At 28.8% G+C, this 23855-nt stretch carries 22 protein-coding genes; 7 read left to right on the top strand and 15 right to left on the bottom strand.

What is annotated here, in order from left to right; translation table 4 throughout:
* Positions 1-5: 5 nt before the first annotated feature.
* From VBN07_RS01060 to VBN07_RS01070, 3 genes are read left to right on the top strand one after another with little or no spacing between them, the layout of a single operon-like run.
* The gene (locus tag VBN07_RS01060) at positions 6-392 is read left to right on the top strand and encodes a transcriptional regulator (RefSeq protein WP_323177478.1); all 387 of its coding nucleotides are present in this window, start codon (positions 6-8) and stop codon (positions 390-392) included.
* Between the two features lies 1 nt (position 393).
* Positions 394-2154: an ABC transporter ATP-binding protein gene (locus tag VBN07_RS01065; protein WP_323177479.1), complete on the top strand. Its 1761-nt coding sequence runs from the start codon at positions 394-396 to the stop codon at positions 2152-2154.
* Positions 2132-4063 (top strand): ABC transporter ATP-binding protein, encoded by a 1932-nt coding sequence (locus tag VBN07_RS01070; protein ID WP_323177480.1) that lies wholly within the window; start codon positions 2132-2134, stop codon positions 4061-4063. Before VBN07_RS01065 ends, VBN07_RS01070 begins: the two co-directional genes overlap by 23 nt.
* Before the next feature lie 166 nt (positions 4064-4229).
* On the opposite strand, the gene VBN07_RS01075 is transcribed toward VBN07_RS01070, so the two are convergent.
* From VBN07_RS01075 to VBN07_RS01130, 12 genes are all read right to left on the bottom strand, one after another.
* On the bottom strand, positions 4230-4673 hold the full coding sequence (locus tag VBN07_RS01075; protein WP_323177481.1) for an NUDIX domain-containing protein: 444 nt from the start codon (positions 4671-4673) through the stop codon (positions 4230-4232).
* Positions 4673-5821, bottom strand: coding sequence for a methionine adenosyltransferase (gene metK / locus VBN07_RS01080; RefSeq protein WP_323176389.1), 1149 nt, complete (start codon positions 5819-5821; stop codon positions 4673-4675). Before metK ends, VBN07_RS01075 begins: the two co-directional genes overlap by 1 nt.
* A gap of 247 nt (positions 5822-6068) precedes the next feature.
* Positions 6069-7850, bottom strand: a complete 1782-nt coding sequence (locus tag VBN07_RS01085) for a hypothetical protein (RefSeq protein WP_323177482.1) — start codon at positions 7848-7850, stop codon at positions 6069-6071.
* Positions 7851-7897: 47 nt separating this feature from the next.
* Positions 7898-8236, bottom strand: a complete 339-nt coding sequence (gene rbfA / locus VBN07_RS01090) for a 30S ribosome-binding factor RbfA (RefSeq protein WP_257089750.1) — start codon at positions 8234-8236, stop codon at positions 7898-7900.
* A gap of 193 nt (positions 8237-8429) precedes the next feature.
* The gene (locus VBN07_RS01095; protein ID WP_323177483.1) at positions 8430-8969 is read right to left on the bottom strand and encodes a hypothetical protein; all 540 of its coding nucleotides are present in this window, start codon (positions 8967-8969) and stop codon (positions 8430-8432) included.
* A gap of 190 nt (positions 8970-9159) precedes the next feature.
* Positions 9160-10347, bottom strand: a complete 1188-nt coding sequence (locus tag VBN07_RS01100; RefSeq protein ID WP_323177484.1) for a phosphoglycerate kinase — start codon at positions 10345-10347, stop codon at positions 9160-9162.
* Between the two features lie 98 nt (positions 10348-10445).
* Positions 10446-11555, bottom strand: a complete 1110-nt coding sequence (locus VBN07_RS01105; RefSeq protein ID WP_323177485.1) for a DUF3137 domain-containing protein — start codon at positions 11553-11555, stop codon at positions 10446-10448.
* A gap of 5 nt (positions 11556-11560) precedes the next feature.
* Complete coding sequence (locus tag VBN07_RS01110) at positions 11561-12223, bottom strand: LemA family protein (protein WP_323177486.1); 663 nt, start codon at positions 12221-12223, stop codon at positions 11561-11563.
* Positions 12224-12332: 109 nt separating this feature from the next.
* Positions 12333-13418, bottom strand: a complete 1086-nt coding sequence (locus VBN07_RS01115) for a DUF3137 domain-containing protein (RefSeq protein ID WP_323177487.1) — start codon at positions 13416-13418, stop codon at positions 12333-12335.
* Between the two features lies 1 nt (position 13419).
* Positions 13420-14082, bottom strand: coding sequence for a LemA family protein (locus VBN07_RS01120; RefSeq protein WP_323177488.1), 663 nt, complete (start codon positions 14080-14082; stop codon positions 13420-13422).
* Between the two features lie 199 nt (positions 14083-14281).
* Positions 14282-14527 (bottom strand): DUF2188 domain-containing protein, encoded by a 246-nt coding sequence (locus VBN07_RS01125; protein ID WP_323177489.1) that lies wholly within the window; start codon positions 14525-14527, stop codon positions 14282-14284.
* A 2-nt stretch (positions 14528-14529) separates the two neighbouring features.
* On the bottom strand, positions 14530-14970 hold the full coding sequence (locus tag VBN07_RS01130) for an RpiB/LacA/LacB family sugar-phosphate isomerase (protein ID WP_323177490.1): 441 nt from the start codon (positions 14968-14970) through the stop codon (positions 14530-14532).
* Positions 14971-15118: 148 nt separating this feature from the next.
* Here VBN07_RS01130 and VBN07_RS01135 point away from each other — a divergent pair, with 148 nt between their 5' ends.
* Together VBN07_RS01135 and VBN07_RS01140 are read left to right on the top strand one after the other, a co-directional pair.
* Positions 15119-17176 carry an Mbov_0121 family peptidase domain-containing ABC transporter gene (locus tag VBN07_RS01135; protein ID WP_323177491.1) on the top strand — a complete coding sequence of 686 codons (2058 nt, stop codon included), beginning with the start codon at positions 15119-15121 and terminating at the stop codon, positions 17174-17176.
* Positions 17139-17543, top strand: a complete 405-nt coding sequence (locus VBN07_RS01140; protein WP_416235049.1) for an MAG1140 family protein — start codon at positions 17139-17141, stop codon at positions 17541-17543. The genes VBN07_RS01135 and VBN07_RS01140 overlap by 38 nt, the downstream gene beginning before the upstream one ends.
* A gap of 19 nt (positions 17544-17562) precedes the next feature.
* Here VBN07_RS01140 and VBN07_RS01145 read toward each other — a convergent pair whose 3' ends face one another.
* The 3 genes from VBN07_RS01145 to topA form a co-directional block, all read right to left on the bottom strand.
* Positions 17563-17997: a 23S rRNA (pseudouridine(1915)-N(3))-methyltransferase RlmH gene (locus VBN07_RS01145; protein WP_323177493.1), complete on the bottom strand. Its 435-nt coding sequence runs from the start codon at positions 17995-17997 to the stop codon at positions 17563-17565.
* The gene (gene mnmG / locus VBN07_RS01150) at positions 17997-19847 is read right to left on the bottom strand and encodes a tRNA uridine-5-carboxymethylaminomethyl(34) synthesis enzyme MnmG (protein ID WP_323177494.1); all 1851 of its coding nucleotides are present in this window, start codon (positions 19845-19847) and stop codon (positions 17997-17999) included. The genes VBN07_RS01145 and mnmG overlap by 1 nt, the downstream gene beginning before the upstream one ends.
* Positions 19848-20018: 171 nt before the next feature.
* Positions 20019-21893: a type I DNA topoisomerase gene (topA, locus tag VBN07_RS01155; RefSeq protein WP_323177495.1), complete on the bottom strand. Its 1875-nt coding sequence runs from the start codon at positions 21891-21893 to the stop codon at positions 20019-20021.
* 179 nt (positions 21894-22072) lie between these two features.
* Between topA and prfA the strand changes: the two genes are divergently transcribed.
* Together prfA and prmC are read left to right on the top strand one after the other, a co-directional pair.
* Entirely contained in the window at positions 22073-23137 is a 1065-nt protein-coding gene (gene prfA, locus VBN07_RS01160; protein ID WP_323177496.1) for a peptide chain release factor 1, read from the top strand.
* Complete coding sequence (prmC, locus tag VBN07_RS01165; RefSeq protein ID WP_323177497.1) at positions 23137-23847, top strand: peptide chain release factor N(5)-glutamine methyltransferase; 711 nt, start codon at positions 23137-23139, stop codon at positions 23845-23847. Before prfA ends, prmC begins: the two co-directional genes overlap by 1 nt.
* Positions 23848-23855 lie beyond the last annotated feature (8 nt).

The raw sequence follows: 23855 nt of genomic DNA on the forward strand, positions 1-23855 counted from the left end.
TTATCATGACAATCGAAAAATTTTTAACATTTATGTCTAAGGACGTTAAAAGAAATTTAATTATTCACTTATTTACTTGCCATGAAAAAGAATGTGACGTTTTAGATTTAGTTGACCTTTTAAAGGAAAAACAAGCTAACGTTTCAAAACACTTAGGTGACTTAAGAAGAGACAATGTGGTAGCTAGAACAAAACAAGGTAAAAAGTCAAAATACTATGTAACAAATGAATTTAAAAAACAATATGGATACTTAGTTGAAGAAATTATGGAACACTCAGATCCTGCTTTACTTGACAAAATGGCTTGCAAATGTTTTGGAGATGGACACGTAATGGAAGTTGGAGAACACAATCACAACTTAAAATACGTTTCAAGCGTAAACAAAAAATAATATGCAAAAACCAATTCCAAAAATTACTTTCTGAAAATTGACAAAAGGCATTCGAATATATGGTCTTTTGTCTATTTTTACAATTTTAGTAGAAGTTTTAATGCAGGTATTTTTACCTGATATTTCAAAAGATGTAATTAATGCATTGCAAAACAATACTGCTGATATTAATTTTGTACTACAAAAAGGAGCTATTCTAATAGCTCTTGCTCTTATTGCGCTTCTAACAGGTATATTAGGTGCATATTTTTCAAATATTGCATCCACTAGATATGCTCAAAACATCAGAAACGCAATAATTAAACAGGTTAATGAATTTTCATTTGAAGATATCGATCATTTTACAAATGGTTCTATCTTAAATAGACTGAATATAGATGTGAATAATGTTCAAATGTCATTTAGGTTCATAATCGGAACTTTTATTAGGTTACCTATTATCTTCTTATTATCACTTACAATGTCAATTAAACTATCATTTACTTTATCATCTATATTCTTAGTAACATTACCAATATTATGTAGTTTCTTTGTTTTAATCTGATTTATTAGTTTTCCTAAATTTAAACTAATGTATAAACAATATGATTTATACAATCAAAAAATTCAAGAAAACTTAAACAGCATTAGAACAATCAAATCATATGTAACTGAAAACTCAGAATACAACAAAGTTGCATCTTTAGCTAATACACTTAAAGACACTAATATTAAAGTTAATAAGTACTTAACTTTTAATAGCTTATTAATTAATGGAATAATTTATAGCTCATTTATTACACTTGCAATAGTTGGAACACAATTGTATTTAGGACAAAAAATTCAAATTGGAACAATTATGGCATTTGGTTCATACATCTGAATGGTTTCAGGTTCTCTAATGGGAATTATGAACGTTTTAAGTCAAATTTTAATGTCAATTCCTGCTTCAAAAAGAATTAAAGAAATTTTAAATTATGTTCCTACTATATTAGATACAAAAGACGCAATCAAACATAATGTAATTGGTGACATTGAATTTAAGAATGTTTCATTTGCATATACAAATTCAAGTCATCAAGCACTCAAAAATATTAATTTTAGAATTCCAGCTAATAGTTCATTTGGAATTATTGGACAAACTGGTTCAGGAAAAACTACACTTATTAACTTAATTCCTAGATTTTATCCAGTTAAAGATGGAGCTATTTTAATTGATGGGATTAACATTAATAAGATTCAAAAAGATAATCTAAGACAACAGATTTCTGTTGTATTTCAAGATCCAACTTTATTTAAAGGAACTATTAGAGAAAATATGCTTTTTGCTAATCCTGATGCAACTGATGAGCAAATTTATCAAGCATTATCAGAAGCAAACATTTACGACTATGTCTATGGATTAGAAGATAAATTAGATCACGTAGTAGAACAAAGAGGAAGAAACTTCTCTGGTGGCCAAAAACAAAGATTAGCAATTGCTCAATCATTACTTAAACAACCTAAAATTTTAATTTTAGATGACTCGACATCAGCGCTTGATTCTAAAACAGAAAATCACGTGAAAAATGCTGTGTCAAAATTACAAAATTGCACCAAAATTATCATTGCACAAAAGATTAGTTCAATCAAAGATTGTGACAATATCATCTTGTTACAAGATGGAAAAATCCAAATTCAAGGTAATCACGAGTATTTACTTAAACATAGTAAATACTATAATGAACTATACAAATCACAACAAAATGCAGGAGGTTTAGATGAGGTCGATGCAATCATTTAAATCACCTAACCACAATCTTAATTTAAAACTAACTAAAGAAGAAAAGTTAGATTCCTTTAAGAAGTTAGTTTCTTTATTATGAAAACATAATAAAGGATGATTGCTTTTAGCTTTTACTTTAGTTATATTTAGTGCAATGGGCAATATATATAACCAACTATTTTTAGGATATGTAATAGTTGACAAATTATTGTTAGGAACAAATCCGTTTAATGAAGATAAGTTTTACATAATTATTTGTGTATCTGCACTTATTTTCTTAACAAGTATTATTTGTGATTTCATAGCTAATAGAATAATGATATCTATTACCTATAAAACAATGACTAAACTACGTTTGGACTTGTATGAGCATATACAAACTTTACCTATTAAATACTTTGATTCTAAATCAAAAGGTAATCTAGTATCTAGATTTACTTCAGATATAGATACACTTAGAATGTTTCTATCAAGAACAATAATTACAATTATTCAATCGTTTATAACCTTAACTGTATCACTTACAATCTTATTTGTACTTAACTGATTACTTAGTTTAATAATGGTTACTTTAACAATACTAATAGCACTTAGTGCATACATTATTAGTAAAAAATCAAGTAAGTACTTTATTAATAAACAAAAAAGTAACGGTCAAATGATAGGTTATGCTGAAGAAGTTATTTTAGGACTTAAAATTATTAAAATGTATGGTCAAAGTGTTAATGTAGTTAAGAAGTTCTCTGATATTAATAACACAGTAACTAAAAACAATTTTAAATCTGAATTTATTTCTTCAATCATATGACCTTTATCAAAGAACTTAAGCAACATTGCATATGCTCTTGTTATTATGATTGGAGCAATTGTTGTTATCACAAACCAATCAGGTAACAGAGTTGCTCTGGGATTGACAATCGGTATTGTTGTTTCATTTTCTCAATCAGCTAAAAGTTTCTCAGGCCCAATTTCAACAATGACTCAAACAGTAAGCTCATTTATGCTTGCATTAGCTGGTTCAAAAAGAGTTTTTGATATATTAAGTCAAAAAAGTGAAATTAATCAAGGAACTATCAAATTAGTTAAAGTAATTAATGAAAATGATAAATACACTGAAGTTAATTTAAATGATAAAGACGGTTTCTATGCTTGAAAAACACAAGTAGGAAATCAAATCATTTACCAAAAAGTACAAGGTAAAATTGAATTTAAAAATGTATATTTTAAATACAATGAAAATGATGAAAAATACACATTAAAAGATATTAGTTTTGTAGCTAATCCAGGAGATAAAATTGCATTTGTTGGACCAACTGGTGCTGGAAAAACAACAATAGTTAACTTAATAACTCGATTTTATGAAGTAACTAATGGAGTGATATTGTATGACAATATACCTATTGAGAATATTGATAAATATTCTCTTAGAAAATCTATTGGTTATGTGCTTCAGGAAACAAGATTGTTTACAGATACAATTCAAAACAATATAACATATGGTTCTGATTTATATGATGAACAAATGCTGTCTAATGTTTCAAGAACAACTAATTTATTTGAACATATAGAAAAACTAGATGATAAATACTCAACTATGTTAACTAATTCAAGTTCTAATTTATCTCAAGGACAAAAACAACTTATTTCTATAGCTAGAGCTAGCTATAAAAATCCAATAGTTTTAATATTAGATGAAGCAACATCTAATATTGATACACATACAGAATTCCAAATAGAAAAAGCAACCGATAAGTTGCTTCAAAACAAAACATCATTTATCATAGCTCACAGATTAAGTACAGTTAAAAATGCTACTAAAATAATTGTTATAAATGATGGGCAAATCATTGAACAAGGTTCTCACGATGAACTTATAAAAAATAAAAATCTATATGCTCAACTATGAGAATATGCTTCAAACAAATAGCAGGGAAAATCAATTTCTTGCTATTTTTATATATAAAAATAGAGAGCTTCACAAATCATAATAATAAACATTTCGTTCACAATTAATCAGTGCTATGCAAATAGTGCTGATTTTTTATATGTTTTTTAAGTTAATTAATTAACTAAAGATATAAAAAATAACAAGACTATTTAATCTTGCTATTTATAATATTTAAATACTGTTTATAAGCGTCTTTTAAGAATGCTTTTGACTTGTTATATGTAAGAATATTCAAAGCTCTTTTAATAGGGTAAAAATGCACTTTTTTGACCTCTGAGAGCAGTTTCTTAGGACAAGAAGTGGTTTTAGTATCTGCTATGAAGTAAGTTACTTCTTTTCAGTTACCTGTTTGATTAACAAAATATGTGTCAACATAAAATTTGTCTGCATAAATTGTTATATCTTTAATTGATGTTTCTTCAAAAACTTCACGATGTGCTGTGTCAAGTTTTGTTTCGTTATTTTCCATATGTCCTTTAGGAAAATTTCAAACATCATTAATTTGTTTAATTAATAAAACTTTAATTTGTTTTTTGAATTGTTTGAAAACAATTGCACCACACGAATATTCAGATACTTTTTGATCCATTATTTTTGATTTTCCAATCATTGTGTAGCTAATTGTTTAAGTTTTTCAACTTTGTTAAGTTGTTCTCAAGGTAAATGTAAATCATTTCTACCAAAGTGTCCATAGTATGCTGTTTGTAAGAAAATAGGTTTTCTAAGACCTAGAGCATCAATGATACCTTTAGGTGTTAAATCAAATAATTGAGTTACGAAGTCAGCAATTACACTGTCTGGAATGTTTTTAGATGTACCAAATGTTTCAATCATAATTGAAACTGGTTTAGCAACACCGATTGCATAAGCGATTTGAACTTCACATCTGTCTGCTAAATTAGCTGCAACAATGTTTTTAGCAATTCATCTAGCAGCATATGCTGCTGATCTATCAACTTTAGTTGAATCTTTTCCTGAAAATGCTCCTCCACCGTGTCTTGCTGAACCACCGTATGTATCAACGATGATTTTACGTCCTGTAAGACCTGTGTCACCAATAGGTCCACCGATAACAAATTGACCTGTTGGGTTGATTAAAATGTGTTTAGGTGCATCTAAGTTGTATTCTTTTAATACAGGTAAGATAATTTGTTCTTTAATGTATTTTTTAAACTCTTGTTCGTTGTAGTTTTTAGAATGTTGAATACTTAATAAAACTGTGTCTACAAATACATTGTCTTTGTCTGTGTAATCTAATGTAACTTGTGATTTCATATCAGCTTTAGCTCATTTGAATTCCATATTTTGTCTTAAGTTTTCAGCTCTTTTAACTAAAGCGTGAGCTAATGTGATTCCCAAAGGCATATATTCAGGTGTTTCATTAATTGCATAACCGAACATTAAACCTTGGTCACCAGCACCGATTTCGTGTCCTTTTTCAACACCCATAGCGATGTCTTCACTTTGTTTTTTGATGTCTGTAATGAAACTTGTTTCTGTTGTGTAGTATCCGAGTTCTTTTAAGATGTTTTTAGCTATTTCTATAACATCAATATCAGCAGATGATTTAACTTCTCCTGCTATGAAAATATTATGCCCACTTGCCATTGTTTCAATAGCAACTTTTGATGTTGGATCTAAAGCAAGGTAAGCATCTAAGATTGCATCAGAAATTTGGTCACACAATTTATCTGGGTGACCTCTTCCAACTGATTCACTTGTAAAAAGTTTTCTCATTTTATCTCCTAATTTAATCAAATGTTTACTAATTATTCAGTCATTTATTTTGGGCTAATAAATTCATTGAAAAAGTTAGCAAGATAATTTTACTATAAATCTATTAAATAACCTCGCGCTTGCTTCTGTTTTTCAGGACAATGATTAAGAAAAATAAGGGAAATGAAGCAAAATTTTTGTTTTGAAAATAAGATTAAAATCGCAAAATAAAACCCACTATTTTAGTGGGTTTTAAATTAATCATTTATTATTCAGGTAATACTAATGTTTGTGTGTATTCTTTATTATTTTCACTTGAAACTTGGTATGTAATTGTAACTGATTTGTTTGCTTCATCTAATGTTCCATCAAGGAATTTACTATTTTTTAAAACAATGTTTGATACGCTTAAACCTTCTTTAAGTGCGAATAATTTGTTGTTTTCTCCGTTACCACCAGATGTTATACCGAAGAATGCACCTTTACTGTATGATTGTAATAAACCGTTTGTTTTAATTTTACCTTGTTTAGCATCATATGTAGTTTTAGCGTTAGCATATGTAGCTGTTGGTAACACAACGAATGCATCTTTGTATGCTGATTCAGCTTCTGCAACAGGTTGTTCTGATGATGTAGAACCAGTATCAGTTCTTGATTCCTCTCCATCTGCTGTAGCTGGTGTTGTTTCTTTAGCTTTTAATCCATTAAGAACTTGTGAGAATTTTCCATTCATTGCCTCTGTTAATTCTGTAGCTTTTGGCTCAGCTGATTTTACGAAGTAGAATACTTTTTGACCTTCTGCAACTGTAGGAGCAACTGTTTCAAATTCAAAACTAATTTTTGCACTTGTTTCAGACGTATCACCTGGAATAGTTTCGATTTTTGCAACTTTGAATTTAGATGCTTCTTTGAAGTTTGCATCTAATACATACCCATATTCTTCACCACCAGCTTTTGGAAGGATTGTCATTGGTGTGAATTTTAATGCAGCTGTAAGATTGTCAACTGTTAAGTCACTAAATGAAACTTCACTCATACTTTGTTTATGTAATACTTCTAATAATTTTGCTTCATCAATTGTGAATGCTTTTTGAACATTGTATGTATTAGCAATACCAGCAGCACTCATTGCTAAAACAGGTAATTGTGTAACTTCGACTTCATCTTCTAATGATGTAGCTTGTGTGCTTCCTGTTTTGTACATAAAGATATCATTGTGTGATTTATCATCTAAGTATAAGTACGGAATAACTTTAGTTTTTCCTTCTTTAAGGTTTGTGCTTGCATCTACTACTGTAAATGCTCCTTTAACTAAATCATCACCTGTAACTGATACTTTGATTACATTTTCTAATGTTTTGTTTGTATATGAACCAGCTAAATATTTAGCACCAGCTGAAACACCTTTAGCAGTTTGAGGTTGAATTGCAAGGTTGTTTTCTTGTTCTTTATCAACTGTTGTTGACATTGTCGCTAAAACTGCTCTGAATTTTTCATATGCTTTTTCTTTTGAGATGTAACCTGCGACTTCGAAGTCTTCTGATGTAGGTTCTGTTTGACCTTCTTTTGTTGTTTTAACAATAACTTTAGCTTTTCCAGCAAATAATAATTCTTTAGCAGCTCTACCTTCTTCTGTATCTACTTTTGATAATTCATATAAGTCAACTACTGATTTTTCAACAAGTGTAACACCTTCTGGAACATCAACTGTAAAGTCATTAATATCAGCTACGTAAGCTGTTTTCTTTCCTGTAACATCTGCATTAAGTGTTACTGATACTTTCTTTTCTTCTACTGGTGGTGTCACTGGGTCTGGATTAGGAGTTTCGTTTCCTCCGTTTCCATCTCCAGGGTTACCTGTGTTTGGGTTTTGATTACCATCTTTAGGGTTAGTTGAAGTTCCTGTTCCTGGGTTTGCAGGTTGTTTTAAATCTTTATTATTGTCGCCTTTATTGAATTTTCCTAAAGCTGCCATAGGAATTGTAACAATAGCTGTTCCTAATGCTGCAGCTCCTAAAATGGTGAATGCAACTTTTCAAGATCTTTTCATAATTTCTCCTTTTCAATTTCAATTTTGAAAATTGAAAAATAATTTAACTAATTTTCATTTTTAATTTGTCTAATGATTTCATCAATTTTGTATCCATTCTTAGAAACTGTATCTAAGTGGAAATGAACTGAAGGCACCTTACGTCAATCGAGTGATTTGGATAACACTTTTTTAACATAACCTGCTGCATTGTTTAATGCTTCGATACCTTTTTCTTCGTTTTTGAATAATGATACAAACACTTTCACGTGTGATAAGTCAGGTGATAGTTGAATATCCATCACTACTGGGTCTATTACATTTGAATTTGTAATATCATTAGTCACTATGTCAGCAATCAATTGATGTAATCTTGCTTCTTTTCTTTTTAAACTAATTTCGTTCATAGTTAAATTATACTTTCTTTCTTATTGAATATATATAAATATAACTATAACTATTTTATACACCTTTTACCCTAAAATGTAAGAATTTTCTTAAATTTTTGACAAAATGTGTAAAAAATAGCATCTTTTTCACAAGATGCTAATATATTTTGGTTATTTTGATTAATTTAATTTTTAAATTTTCGTAATTTTTCTAGCTTAAAGTAAATGATTGTTCGTATACTTTGTCACCATTATCTTTGATTTTGTATTTAATTGTAAGTGTTTTTGTTTCTGGATTTCAAGTCCCATCAAAATACTTGTTATCCTTAGTATCTCTAGTTGAAAGGAATTGATCAATTGTAATTCCTTCTTTAGGAAGAAGAATTTTATTATCATCACCTTGACCACCAGATTTAATTCCTATACCATTGAAACCTTTGTAAAGTTGTAAAAGACCATATCTGCTAATTTGATTAGCTTTTTCTTGAACCTTAGCATTTACATATGCAAATGTACCAGTTGGTTGCAATACGAATGCATTTTCGTATTGGTCAACTGGAGCTGCTATAGTTCTTGGATTATCAGTTCCACCATTTACTGGATTAACAGGAACTGGCTGTGGTTCTGGATTGGTTGGTGTTTTAGGTTCTTCAGATTTTTGTTCTTTTGCAGAACATTGACCAGCAATAAGCGGCATTGATGCTACTGATAAAACACCTGTAGCAAAAAGTAAGAATTTGATTTTTTTCATTTATCCTCTTTTATTCTTTTGTCTAAAAAAAGAATGTTTGTTAATTTATTAAATATATTTAATTTGAAAAAATTGAATATATTTTACTTATACACCTTTATCAAATGAAAGTAAAGTAAACTCCTTAATTTTTCACAAAATGTGTAAAAAAATAGCACTTTTGGTGCTATTTGTGAAAATATTCGGTTAATTATTCAGCGTCTTGAATTGAATCAACACCCGGTAAGTTTTGACCTTGTAATAATTCTAAGCTTGCTCCACCACCTGTTGAAACGTGTGAGAATTTATCTTCCATTCCTAATTTTTCAACAGCAGCAACTGAATCTCCACCACCAACAACTGTGTAAGCGTTTGATAATTTAGCAACAGCTTCACATACTGCTAATGTACCATTTTTGTAGTGTTCAAATTCAGCAACTCCCATAGGTCCGTTTCATACAACTGTTTTAGCTTCTTCAAGAGCTTCTTTAACGTTTTGGATTGATTTTGGTCCAAAGTCAAGGCCCATAAATCCATCTGAAATTGAACCTTCTTGAATTGTAGGTTCAACGTCTGCAAACATTTCAGCTGTAGCATGGTCAACTGGTAAGATAACTTTGTCTGAGTATTTTGTTAAGAAATCTTTAGCTAATTGAATGTAATCATTTTCAACTAATGAAGTTCCAACTTTTTGTCCTTGAGCAACCATAAATGTGTAAGCCATAGCTCCACCGATGATTAATTTGTCAGCAATTTCTGCTAATTTTTCTAACACTAAGATTTTGTCTGAAACTTTAGCTCCACCAACGATAGCTACATAAGGGTGTTCTGGGTTTTGTAAAACTTTAGATAATGATGAAACTTCTTTTTCCATTAAGAATCCTAAAGCTGATTCAGCAATGTTTGAAGCAATACCAACATTAGATGCGTGTGCTCTGTGAGCTGTACCGAAGGCATCGTTTACAAATACGTCTCCTAATGAGGCTCAGTAAGCTCCTAAGTATGGATCGTTTTTAGATTCAGCTTTGTTATTTAAGTCTTCAAAACGTGTGTTTTCAACTAAAATAACATCACCACTTTCCATTTGTTTGATTGCAGATTCTAAAACGTTTCCACGTGTTACAGGAACAAATGTAACTGGTTTTTTAAGTAATCTAGCTAATTCAACTGCAACTGGTCTTAATGATTTGTCTTTTAAATCTTCTTCTGTTTTTACTCTTCCTAAGTGTGAAAATAAAACAACTTTTCCACCTTTTCTGATGATGTACTGAATTGTAGGAAGTGCAGCAACAATTCTTTTAGCAGATGTAATAACACCATTTTTTAATGGTACGTTAAAGTCAACTCTAACTAAAACTGTTTTATTTTTTAAACTGAGTTCATTTAAAACTTTTTTCATTGTATCTCCTGTGTAAATATAACAAATAAAATAAGGTGTATATATTATAAAGTATTAAATAAAAACACAACAATATTTATTGTTGTGAAATTTAAGGTTTAATAAAGATATACAGGTATATAACTTAAAGCTAAAATAAAGTATAAAGAGTATATATCTTTAATAACATCTTTGTAGATTGTATTGATTAATTTTTCTTTATTACCAATAAATGTAGATGAATTTATAGCCATAAATCCAGATGAACATTGAAATGAAGCGTAAATTACATCATTATTAGCTCAATAACGCATACCTTTGGCTATAATGCTTGTATTTTTAATACCAAATTGGAAAAGTTTATTCATTTCTTCCATTGCTAATGGAGTAAATAATTGAAACATTTTAGTTGGATTATTAGATTTAACTTTGTAAATCTTGTTAAATTCAATGTTTTCAAGTTCTACTGGTTCTAAATTAGAAAACTTATCTCCAAAGAATGTAAAGTTTGCTTGGTCTTTTTGAGCAAGTGCTCTTGCATCAATTTTTATTAAAGCACTATAGTAATGCTCTTCGTGAATATTGCCATCTTTATCTCTGTGAAAATCGACTCAATGTGCTTCTGATATATGTGCGTGATATTTATTATCAATAGTAACTGTTTGAATTTCAGTTACACCTCTTAGTTCTGAATCATTTGGTATTCATTTAGGTCTAGTACTTAAGTATTCATCTTTTGTAAACTTGTTTGTATTAGGATCAAAATTATGTTTTACAGATGTAGGTGTAAAGTTTGTGCCTTCATATTTCCATCTATCAATTAGAGCTTCAATTGCGACTCCATAAATATTTGATTTATGAAGCTGACTTATGATTTCTTTTTTAATTTTTCTATTAATATTTCATGCTTTGATTCAAAAACCAATAGCAACAAATATAGATATTGCAAATACAAGTGCAAAAATAATTGCAAAGGTAGTAAATACCGAAAGCGTTCTAAAACCACCATATTCTTTTGTAGCTTCTAATCCAAGAAAAAAACCAGAAAACAAGAAAGCACCTATTGATGCTAAAAACACCCTAAGTGCATATTTATTGGTTCTTTTATAAGCTACATAGATTGGTAATTGAGTAATTTCATTTACACGATTTTTAACGATTGGTAATACAGTTTGATTTGCTTTTTCATAGAATTTATCTATGCTAATAAAATCTTCAGCTCTTTTCATATTTTTTATAATCCTAGAGCGACCATATCAACATCTTTTCTAGCTTGAGAAGATGCTCGGAATAATCTAACTGTTGATAATCCCATATTTGCGGCAACAAGGTTAGATGGAATTTCAAATAACATTCTGTTGAACATATTAGCTTGTGAATTGTAATTTCTTCTAGCAGCTGCGATTTCACGTTCAATGTATGTTGTTTCGTCCATTAATTCAGCATATAAAGCACTTGATTTAAGTTCTGGATAGTTTTCTGAAATAGCCATTAAACGTCCGAATACTGATTGATTTAATTTGTCTAATTCTTCAGAATTTTCAAGTGTTCTACCTGATGAAACAAGTGAACGCATTTTTGTAACGTTTTCAAAAACTTCAGCTTCGTGAATTTTGAATGATTTAACTTGTTGCACTAATTTAACAAGTGTGTCATTACGTTTTTGTAATTGAACATCAATGCTTGATGCACTGTTGTTAATGTTATTTTGCATTCTATTTAATTCATTTTTCTTTGCAAAGTATCATAATCAACCTAAACCTAAAGGTAAAGTCATTAAGATGTACATAAAAATTTTAAGTCCTGTAGATGCTTTAGCAGGAATTTCAGCACTTGATGCTGTAGGTTCAAAACCTTTTTGGTTTTGTTCTTCATTATGTGAATATAAATTTGCCATATTTAATCTCCTTTTTTACTTATATATAATTTTATATAAAAATAAGTTAAATATATTGAGTAAAAATAACAAAAAAACACAACAATTTCTTGTTGTGCAATCAATTTGATTAATATAAGTAAACTGGAATATAACTTAATGCAAGCACAAAGTATAAAGTATAAATATCAGTAACTACATCTTTGTAAATTTTTGCAACGAATTTGTCTTTTTTACCTACAAAAACCGGAATATCAATATCCATAAATCCAGATGGAATTACAAATGAACAGTAAACAACATCATTGTTTGCTCAATATTCAAAATCTTTAGTTTTTTTAATGTTTGTATGTTGTAAACCTTGATTGATTAATTTAACTAATTCTTCCATTGCAAGTGGTGTAAATAATTGGTACATTTTTGTTGAATTATCACTTGCAACATTGAAAATTTTGTTAAATTCTTTATTTTCCATTTCAACAAGTGGGAGACCGTTTTTCTTATCGAAGTATGTAAAGTTTGCTCTATCTCTTTCTTTAAGTGCTCTAGCATCAATTTTAAGTAAAGCAGAATATCAAGTTTGTTTTGTTTCGTGTCCTTTTTTGTCTCTTGTAATTAAAAGTCATTCAGCAACTGAAACGTGTGCGTGATATTTATCATCAATTGTAACTGTTTGAACTGGTGATGAGCTTTCTAATCAAGCTTTTTGTGAAACAGATGCAGGTTTGAATGATTCATATTCTTTGGCTGTGAATCTTTCTGTTGAAAAATCATAGTTATGTCTCGTTGAACTAGGTTCAAAATCGTCATTTCTATATTTTCATCTTGTATCAGCTGCATTAACTGCTTTCCCATAAATGTTATCTTCTCTTAGTTTGCTTGCAATAAAGCTTCTAAAAATTAAGTTTCTCTTTTTAGCTAATTGCACAAACACAAATGCTAATATGAAACAAATAGTAGCAGCAAGACCAAAAATACTAAATAAAACAAGTTTAGTCATTGCATCTTTTAGTGCAATAAAACATATTATCCCTATTAAAGCAGATAAAATCATACTTGCAATTGAACTTAAAGCTCCATATTTCATACTTTTATATTTTTTGTATAAAGGCGAATTGTAAGCATCATCTACTGCATTTTGGATAATTGGAAGCACAACTTGATCAGTTTTTTCTTTGAACTGTTCTATAGTAACAAAATCTTCAACTCTTTTCATCTTATAAACCTAATTCTTGTATATCAACATCTTTTCTAGCTTTAGAAGATGCTTGGAATAATCTAACTGTTGATAATCCCATATTTGCAGCAACAATTTTTGTTGGGATTGTAAATAATTCTTTATTAAATGTGTTAGCTTGAGCGTTGTAATTTCTTCTAGCAGCAGCAATTTCACGTTCAATGTATGTTGTTTCGTCCATTAATTCAGTGTATAAAGAACTTGCTTTAAGTTCTGGATAACTTTCTGAAATAGCCATTAAACGACCAAATACTGATTGATTTAAGTTTTCTATTTCGGCTGAGTTTTCAATTCCTCTACCACCAGCTGCTAATGAACGCATTTTTGTAACGTTTTCAAAAACTTCAGCTTCGTGAATTTTGTATGACTTAACTTGTTGTACTAATTTAACAAGTGTATCGTTACGTTTTTGCAATTGAACATCAATGCTTGATGCACTGTTGTTAATGTCATTTTGCATTCTATTTAAACTATTTTTTCTTTTGAAGTATCAAATTCAACCTAAAAATAGTGGAATAGACATAATAATGTATAAAAATACTTTCGCAGCTGTAGAAGCTTGTGCTGCAATTTCAACACTTGAAGCTGTAGGTTCAAAACCTTTTTGGTTTTGCGCTTCATTTTGTGAAAATAAATTTGCCATTTTTCTCCTAAATTAATTGTTAATTTATTAAATACAAGTCTAATATTCATCAAAATATGTAAATATTTGTTGTATTTCAACTCTATTCTAAAAAAAAAAAAAAAACGGAAGTAAAAAGTAAAAATTCCTGAAATTATGTGAAAAATTATGAAAAAATAGACAGAGTGAAATCTGTCTATGTAAATTTAAATAACTTAAATTATTTTTCTTGATAGTTTGATCCACCTCTGATTTTACCTTTTGTACTGTGGATTAACATTCTACCTTTGTTGTTTTTTGCTAATTCTTTAGCAAAATCGATTGCTTCTTTTTGTGTTTCAAAAGTTTTAATAGCTTTTACTCCACCTTGTCTGATAACTTTTCATCCATCATTGTGTTGTGAAACGTGTCAAACAGCGTCTAATTCTTTAACTTCTTTTTCTTGAACTTCATTTACTTTTGCCATAATTATTCGTCAAGCTCATCAATTCTAGATTGATGTCTTCCTCCTTCAAATTGTGTATCCATATATTCATTTAACATATCTTTAGCCTGTTCAAATGTTACTTGTCTTCCACCGAATACAAGAACATTTGCATTATTGTGTTGTTTTGCTAAGTGCGCATCTTCAACAGATGTAACTCTAGCTGCACGAATGTGTTTATGTCTGTTAAGTGCATATGAAATACCTAAACCTGTACCACAAACTGCAATACCAAAATCAGGGTTTGCTTCATCTACATAGTTAGCTAATTCCTTACCTTTTGAAGCATATGACACTGAAACTGAATCTGTTTCTGGTCCTAAGTCTACAACATCAAACCCTTGTTCTTTTAAGTATGATGCTAATTCGTCTTTTAATTTGTAACCTGCGTGGTCACTTGCAAGTGCTACTACTTTTTTGCTCATTAGTCCTCCTTTTAAATTTTGAACATTAATTTATTGATAAATTAATTATACAAAGTTTTAAAAACTTTTGTATTTTCAATTTCGCGAAAACTTTAGTGGAAAAAATGTGCTTTAGTTCCTTTTTGACAAAAATTACTAAATACAATGAGTGAATACACAAGTAGATCAAAGAGATTGCTCATTATATGTGCTAGATTATTTTCACGAGTTTTTCTACAAAGAAAATTTAGACATTAATAATCTAAAATTGCAAATTCAATATAGTGCAGCAGGTATAAGTTTGGAAAACATCAAGCTCCTTGCTTCAAAAGTAAATTTGGAGCTCAATGCTTATGAAATTAATTGTGAACAATTGCTTTTTTTAGAAAAGCAAGTTTTCCCTATTGCAACAGTTATCAAAAATAATACTACAGACCATATGATTGTAATTAGGAAAATCAAGAACAATAAATTTTATATTTATGATCCGATTGATGGCGATGTTAAGTTGAGTAAAAATGAATTTAAAACTAAATTCACGAACATTATTGTTGCATTTAGTAAAAACGAAAAGCAAATTGATAATGAAGGTGAAGAAAACAAGAAAAATATAAAACCAAATCCATTGATAAGTAACTCCAGAAGTTTAAAAATTTCGTTATGGTCTAATTTCTCATTTTTATACTTATTTTGCTTGCTCACAGAAATAAGTGTTTATATTTCGTTTCCATTCTTGAATAAAGTTATCCTAAATAATATTGCTTTAAATAAAGATGATCAAATTCTTATGTTTTTAGGAATGATTTTTAGTGTGCTATTTTTAATAAATTTCACATTTAACTTACTGACCAGACAACTGATGTATAAAATAGCAACTAAATATAAAAGTCACTTAATTAATAATTTAATAAATGAATTGAAATTTAAAAATAAGCAAGTAATTAATTTGCTAACTTTTGCAGATTTTAAAAACAGAATTATTGCACTTGATAATTTAAGTTTATTTAAATTATGTTTTCTTCCTGAATTAATCAGTACAGTTATTTCGATTGCTGTTTCGTTTATTTTACTAATCAATATAAATTGAGTGTTGCTTTTAATAATTTTTTGTTATTCAGTAATTACATTGATTTTAAGTTTTATTAATAAAACTAATTTTGATAATAACTTCAATAAATTACTCAATAACTCAATCATGTTTGAAGATACCTTATTTAATATTTACAAATTAAATCAAACTTCACATAATGAAAATCTGCTTAATAATTTAAATCTTAAATCTACTTATGTGAATGAGAAATTGCATAGTGATTCAATTATTTTCAAGAATAAACAAAGCTTAATTAATTATTTAAGTTCATTTTTAGACTTTTTAGTTCCTTTATTAATTTTAATAATAGGAACCATTCAAATTTGAAATCAAAATTTAAGTGTTATCAATTTAATTTTCTTTTTAACTGGTGTTTCTTTATTCACTAAACCAATTAAAAATATAATCCTATTAATAACTAGTTATAGTCAATATAAAAAGGATTTAGATTTGATTTCATTATTAAATTTTGAAGACTTAAAAATTCCTAAAACTAGCTTACAGAAGGAAAGAATAATTAAAATTCAACTTTCTAATATAAGTTATTCATACAATTCATTAAAAGTTAATAAAGATTTAGAAATCAGGAAACTATTGATTGATTCGAACATACATTTAGTCGGTAAAAATGGTTCAGGAAAAAGCACGCTATGTTCTATATTAAATGGCTCGTGTGAGAGTTTATCTGGAATTATTAAAGTTAATGATCAAAAACTCAATCCATTCTTAGATGAAACATACAAACAAAGAGTTTTATATATTTCAAATCAGATGCTAAATTTAAAGATTAGAACACTAGAATACCTATGCGTAAGTGATATTAGTATTTTTAAGTCAATTTTAGAAGATAATAAATTAGATAAATTAATTGATGAATTAAACATTAATTTAAACTCATCACTGGACCAATTATCTAGTGGTCAGGTTCAATTTGTTAATTTGATAAATATATTTTTAAATGACTATGACTTATTGATACTAGATGAAGCTTTTGCAAATATCGATAAATCAATGTTTGAAAAACTAAAACCTATTATTAAAAATAATTTGCAAAATAAATTAGTTGTAGAAATTTCACACAATAATAGATATATTTTTGATGATTCTAAGGAAGTGAATATTGAAAAATTATCTTAAAGAACATAAGTGAAATTTCTGCATACTACTTATATTATTTTTGATTTTCGCAGCGCTTATTTTAGTCTTATGTTCAACTAAAGTAAATGTATATAAACCAGTTTTAATAACTGCAGAAGGTGATGATTTATATTTATACAACTTCAACATTGATAATCAAAAACTAGATACCTGTTATGTTAGTTTTGTTTATGATAATGAATTTTATAAATTCAATATCAATATTTCTAATCAAGATCACTCTGATGTTCTTATTAAAAGCGATGAACTGAAGCTATTTGTAAATGAAAATAACATTAGACAAATTCAAGCTAATTTACTAATTGATCAAACTTTATTTATCAAATATGTCTTGGGAAGTATATAAAAAAACTCCATTACAGAGTTTATTTATGATAAGTAATATTATTTCTAATTGTAAATGCTCTATAAATTTGCTCAACTAACATAACTCTAAATAATTGATGTGGAAAGGTCATTTTTGAGAAGTTAATTTTATTAGCAAACATTTCTTCATCAACTCCATTTGAACCACCAATTACAAAAGTTACATTATCAATATCTAAAAATGTTGAACCAAACTCTTCAGAGCTTAATTGTTTCCCTTGTAATGATAAATAGATGACTTTTGAATTTTTAGGTATCTTTTCTAAAATCATTTCAGTTTCTTTTTTAATTTTTAACTGAATGTTATCTATCTTTTGTTCTTTAATTTCAATTAAATTAATCTTTGCAAAGAAGTTAATTTTCTTAACATAATCATCATATAAAACTTGAAAATCTTTTGTTAATGAACCTACTGCGACTATATTTAGTTTCATTATTTGTTTTTTCTAGTTTCAATATGGAACATAAGCATTTGAATGTCAGCCGGGTTAATTCCACTAATTCTTGATGCTTGTCCGATTGTTAAAGGTCTAATTTTTTCAAGTTTTTGTTTAGCTTCTGTAGCTATGTTTTGAACTTTTGAATAATCGATATCTCCAGGTATTTTAAAGTCTTCTAATTTATTCATTTTTTGAGCATCAGATTTTTGTTTCTTAATGTAGCCTTCAAGTCTTACCATAATAGTTAATTCATTTTTGTAAGGGAAGTCACCTAAAACATCAACCGGAACAACATCTGGTCTAGCTAAAACTCTTAACATTGAAACTCCATTTTCTACTCCAAGTTTTTTAGCTAATTCTGATTTAGATGATAAGTATGTGTTTTCTAATTCATTGATTTTTTCATCAATCATTTGGTATTTATTAATTATGTTTTGGTAATCTACATCAGAAACTAAACCAACCTCATTTCCATATTTTGCAAGTCTAATATCAGGGTTATCATTTCTTAATAATAAACGATATTCAGCTCTTGAAGTTAACATTCTGTAAGGTTCTTTAGTCCCTTTTGTAACTAAATCATCAACTAAAACACCAATGTAAGCATCGTGTCTTTTAAGAATCAATGGTTCTTTAGCTTCAAGTTTTCTTCCTGCATTAATTCCAGCAATAAGACCTTGAGCTGCTGCTTCTTCATATCCACTTGTTCCGTTAATTTGACCAGCTGTAAAGATGTTTTTGATAACTTTAGATTCTAATGTAGGTGTAATTTGCAATGGATTTAATGCATCATATTCAATTGCATATCCTCATTTTTGAACCTTCATATTTTCTAAACCAGGAATTGTTCTTAACATTAAATCTTGAACTTCAACAGGCATTGATGTAGACATTCCGTTTACATAAATAATTGAACCATCGGCAGTTTCTGGTTCAAAGAAAACTTGATGTCTTTCTTTATCGGCAAATCTCATAACCTTATCTTCAACACTTGGACAGTATCTTGGACCGATCCCTTCAATAAGCCCTGAATACATAGCTGATTTATCAATGTTATTTCTAATAATTTCGTGTGTCTTCTCGTTTGTGTAAGTTAAATAACATGAAATTTGCTTATCAAGTTTAACATTTGAACGCGATGAGAAAGCTAAATAAGTATCATTAAGTTCTTCTTTTTCAACTTTTGAAAAGTCGATTGAATCAGCATAAACTCTAGCAGGTGTTCCTGTTTTTAATCTTTGTAAATCAAAACCTAACTTAGCAAGTGATTGTGATAATTTTGGTGTTGTTTTTTGATTATCAGGTCCTGAAATTTTAATTTCATCACCTCTAAGAATTCTTGAGTTCATATACGTTCCAGTTGTGATAACTAAAACTTTAGCATCTAAAATTGAGCCATCTTCCATTTTGATCGCTTTAAATTCGTTATTATCATCAACAAGAATATCCTCAGCAACTCCTTCAATTAAAGTTACATTTTTATGATTTTGTAATGCTTCTAAAATAAGTGCTGAATATTTTTCTTTATCAATTTGAGCTCTCATAGCTCTAACTGCAGGACCTTTTGATTCATTAAGCATCTTAATTTGAATCATTGCTAAATCTGAAAAGTAACCTTGAACTCCACCAAGTGCATCAATTTCACGTGTAATAATTCCTTTAGCAGGCCCACCAATTGATGGGTTGCAAGGCATCATAGCAACCTTTGAAAGATCAAAAGTGATAAGAGCTACTTTGTGACCCATATTCGCTAAAGCAAAAGTTGCTTCAACACCAGCGTGACCTCCACCTATAACTAGTGCTTCAAATTCTTTTTTGTTCTCTAAAATACCTTTATTATTCATAGTTTCATAATTTTAATTTATTTTTTGATTTTTAAAAATCATAAAATTAGCTTATTTTATGGTCTAAATTCATATTTTTGATTAAATAGCGCAATTAAAATAACAAAATTAATTAAAAAATGAACAGACTTTTAAATCTGCTCATCTAAATAATTTTAATTAATTAATTAATTAATCATCATACTCGTCGGTGATTTCTTCATCATCTGATTCGTTTGGAAAATCATCTGGCTCGATGTTTCTTGTGAATTTACAGTTAGGGAAGTTTTTGCAAGCAATGAATGGCTGATTTTTCTTGTTATATCTTTTAACTAAGATACCATCATCTTCAGGACAAGTTGTGTCCAATTGTTCTAATTTGAATGTGTAAGGTGTAATTTTACCTTGTGCATTATCAAATTCAACAAGGAAGTTATCTCAGAAATCTTGCATAACTTCATTTTTAGTGATTTCATCTTCAGCAATTTGGTCTAATTCTTGTTCAACGTGTGCTGTATAACTTTCATTAATAATATTAGGAAAAGCCGCGATTAAGTTTTGTAAGATGATTTCACCAAATTCAGTAGGATGTAATGCACCATTGTTTAATTCAACAAAACGTCTGTCTTTAACAATTTGAACTGTTGAAGCAAATGTTGATGGACGACCAACTTTGATGTTATCAAGCGCTTCAATAAGCGTCCCATCATTATATCTTGGTGCTGGTTTTGTTTCGTGATCACATAAGATAAACTCATCAACTTTAACTTCTTGATCAATTTCGTAATTTGGATCAACTTGTTCAGATTCTTTACCTGTTACAACATAGTAACCATTAAATTTAATTGTTGAATAAGAATTTTTAAATGTGTATTTATCATTTACATAAGTATATTGAACACTTGTTCTAATTGGTTGCTTAATTAAAGCTTGAAGTGTTGTATCATAGATTAATTTGTAAATTCTTACATCATTATCTTCCATTTTTGGATAGTGAATTTGAACTTGTTCAGGTGTTAATGAAACATCTGATGGTCTAATGGCCTCGTGAGCATCTTGATCTCCACTAAATCCTTTAATTTCATCAGCAATATAATCTTCACCTCACTTATTTTTGATAAATTTATGTGCATCATCAATAAACGATTGAGATAAACGTGTTGAATCTGTTCTCGGATAAGTAATTAAACCGTTTTCGAAAAGTTTTTTAAGAATGTTTGTTGTTGAATTAGATGAAAATGGTGACTTTTTATATAAAACAGCTTGTTTGAATGGTTGAATTGCTCCAACTTTTCTATCAGAAACTTTTTTGTTAGTTACTTTTAAAACCTTAGGAGCTGACTCGAAGTATTCTTTGATTACATCAACTTCTGAACTGTAAATTCAGTTTTTTCTATCTGATTCATTAGTTTCATTGTGATATGCAGCTAAAACAGGATTGTTATTTAATTTAGCATCAAGAGTAAAGTATTTTTCAGGAATAAATGCTCTGATTTCTTTTTCTCTATCAACTATTAATTTAAGAGCAATTGATTGAACTCTTCCTGCTGTAGGTTGACCTGGTGTATTTTTGAATTTATATCTCAATAAATAAGATAATCTAAAACCAATAATTCTGTCAAGCATTCTACGACTCTTTTGAGCATTAACAAGAGCATCATCAATACTTGTTGGATTGTCTAAGGATCTTAAAATAGCATCTTTAGTAATCTCATTATATTTAATACGTGAGTATTTTTCTTTGGGTATTTTTAAATAATCAACTAATTGGTACCCTATAGCTTCTCCTTCACGGTCAGGGTCAGTTGCTATATAAACGTGTTCTGCTTCTTTTGTTGCTTTTTTAAGCTCGTTGATAATATTTTTCTTTGTATTATCAGCTGTATAAAGAGGTTCTCAAGTATCAAAATCGATACCTAATGAATAAAGACCGGAAATCTTCATTCTAAGGAAATGACCTACAGATGCAATAACACTGTATTCATCTCCAACATATTTTTGAATTGTCTTAACCTTTGTAGGTGACTCGACAATAATTAATTTTTTCTTCAAGGTTGTTGCACTCATATTGGAAAATATATACTTTTTTTAGAAAATCAAAAGCATTTAAATTATTATGCTTATATTAATTATTAATATTTTAATAATTAGAAAATGTAAAAATTTTTACATCACACAACAATAGAGCAATCTTTTAAAACTTTAGATTTTTTATATGTTAAAATATACTAACTATGGAATTAACTATGTATAACTCTTTAATGCAAATTAAAAATAAGCACGATGAATTAGAAAAATCTTTACAAGATCAGGAAATAATTTCTGACATTAAAAAATACACAAAAATTAACAAAGAAATTAACTCAATTAAAGATATTGTTGAAGCATTTGATAAATACCTTGAAGCTGAAGCTAACTTAGCAAATGCAAAAGAAATGTTAAGTGAATCAGATGAAGAATTAGTTGCTCTTGCAAAAATGGAAATTAATGAAGCTGAAAAAACAATGGAAGCTTTATCTGAAGATCTTAAAATCTTAATTCTTCCTAAAGATGAAAACGATGAAAAAGACGTTATTGTTGAAATTCGTGGAGCAGCCGGTGGTGATGAAGCTAACATTTTTGCAGGTGACTTATATAGAATGTACACAAAATGAGCTTCACAAAATGATATGAAAATCACACTTTTAGATGCATCAGCATCTGAAGCTGGTGGATTTACTTTGGTTACATTTGCTGTAAAAGGTGACAGACCATATTCAAAACTTAAATTTGAATCAGGTGTTCACAGAGTTCAAAGAATTCCTGCAACCGAGACTAAAGGTAGAGTTCATACTTCAACAGCAACAGTTACAGTTATGCCTGAAATTGATGATGATATTCAAGTTGAAATTAAATCTGAAGATATCAGAATTGACGTTTACCGTTCATCAGGAAACGGTGGTCAATCAGTTAACACAACTGACTCAGCAGTTCGTATTACACACTTCCCAACCGGGATTGTTGTAACTTGTCAAGAAGGTAAAAACCAAATTCAAAACAGAGAAATCGCAATGAGAGTTCTTAAATCAAAACTTTACGACATTGAGTTGCAGAAAAAACAAGCAGAAGAATCAGGTTACAGAAAATTAGCTGGTTCTGGTGCTAGAAGTGAAAAAATCAGAACATATAACTATCCTCAAGATAGGGTTACAGACCATAGAATTTCATACTCTACAAGTTTACTTCCTGTTATGGAAGGAAAACTTAATCCTATTATTGATGCATTACTTACAGAAGAACAAAACGAAAAAATCAAAGAAGCTGGAATTTAATGCCTACAAGAGAAGATTTATTATTAGAAAAAAGAAGATATGGTTTAGAACAAACTGTATCTTCTTTTGAATTAGAACAACTTCAAAAAGGAATGCCAGTTCAAAAAATAATGGGTTATGTTGAATTAGCAGATGTAACTATTGATGTTTCTAAAAAAGTTTTAATCCCTAGATATGAAACAGAAGAACTAGTTATATTAGTTAATTCAGAAAATAAAAAACAAAATTTAGATGTTTTAGACTTATGTACTGGTTCAGGTTTTATTGCGATTGCTCTAAAAAAAGCAAATCCAACTTGAAATATAACTGCATCAGATATAGATTATGAAGCAATTGAGCAAACTAAAATAAATGCACAAAAAAATGACGTTGCAATTAACATCATTCAATCAGATATGTTTGAAAACATCAATCAAAAATTTGATTTAATTGTTTCAAATCCACCTTACATTCAGGAAACTGAAATATTAGATAAATCAGTCACTGATTGAGAGCCACTTCACGCATTATATGCAAAAGATGATGGATTTTATTTTTATGATTTAATAATTAACAATGCAGAAAACTACTTAAAACCAGGTGGAAAAATCTATTTTGAAATCAATCCATTTCACATTAAATATTGAGAAAAATTACAAGAAAAATATAAAATTACTATACATAAAGATATGAGTTCTAAAAACAGGTTTGCTGTTATAGAATTTGACTAAAAGGAGAA

The organism is Mycoplasma sp. 4404, assembly GCF_034863325.1.
Classification (GTDB): domain Bacteria; phylum Bacillota_I; class Bacilli_A; order Mycoplasmatales; family Metamycoplasmataceae; genus Mycoplasmopsis.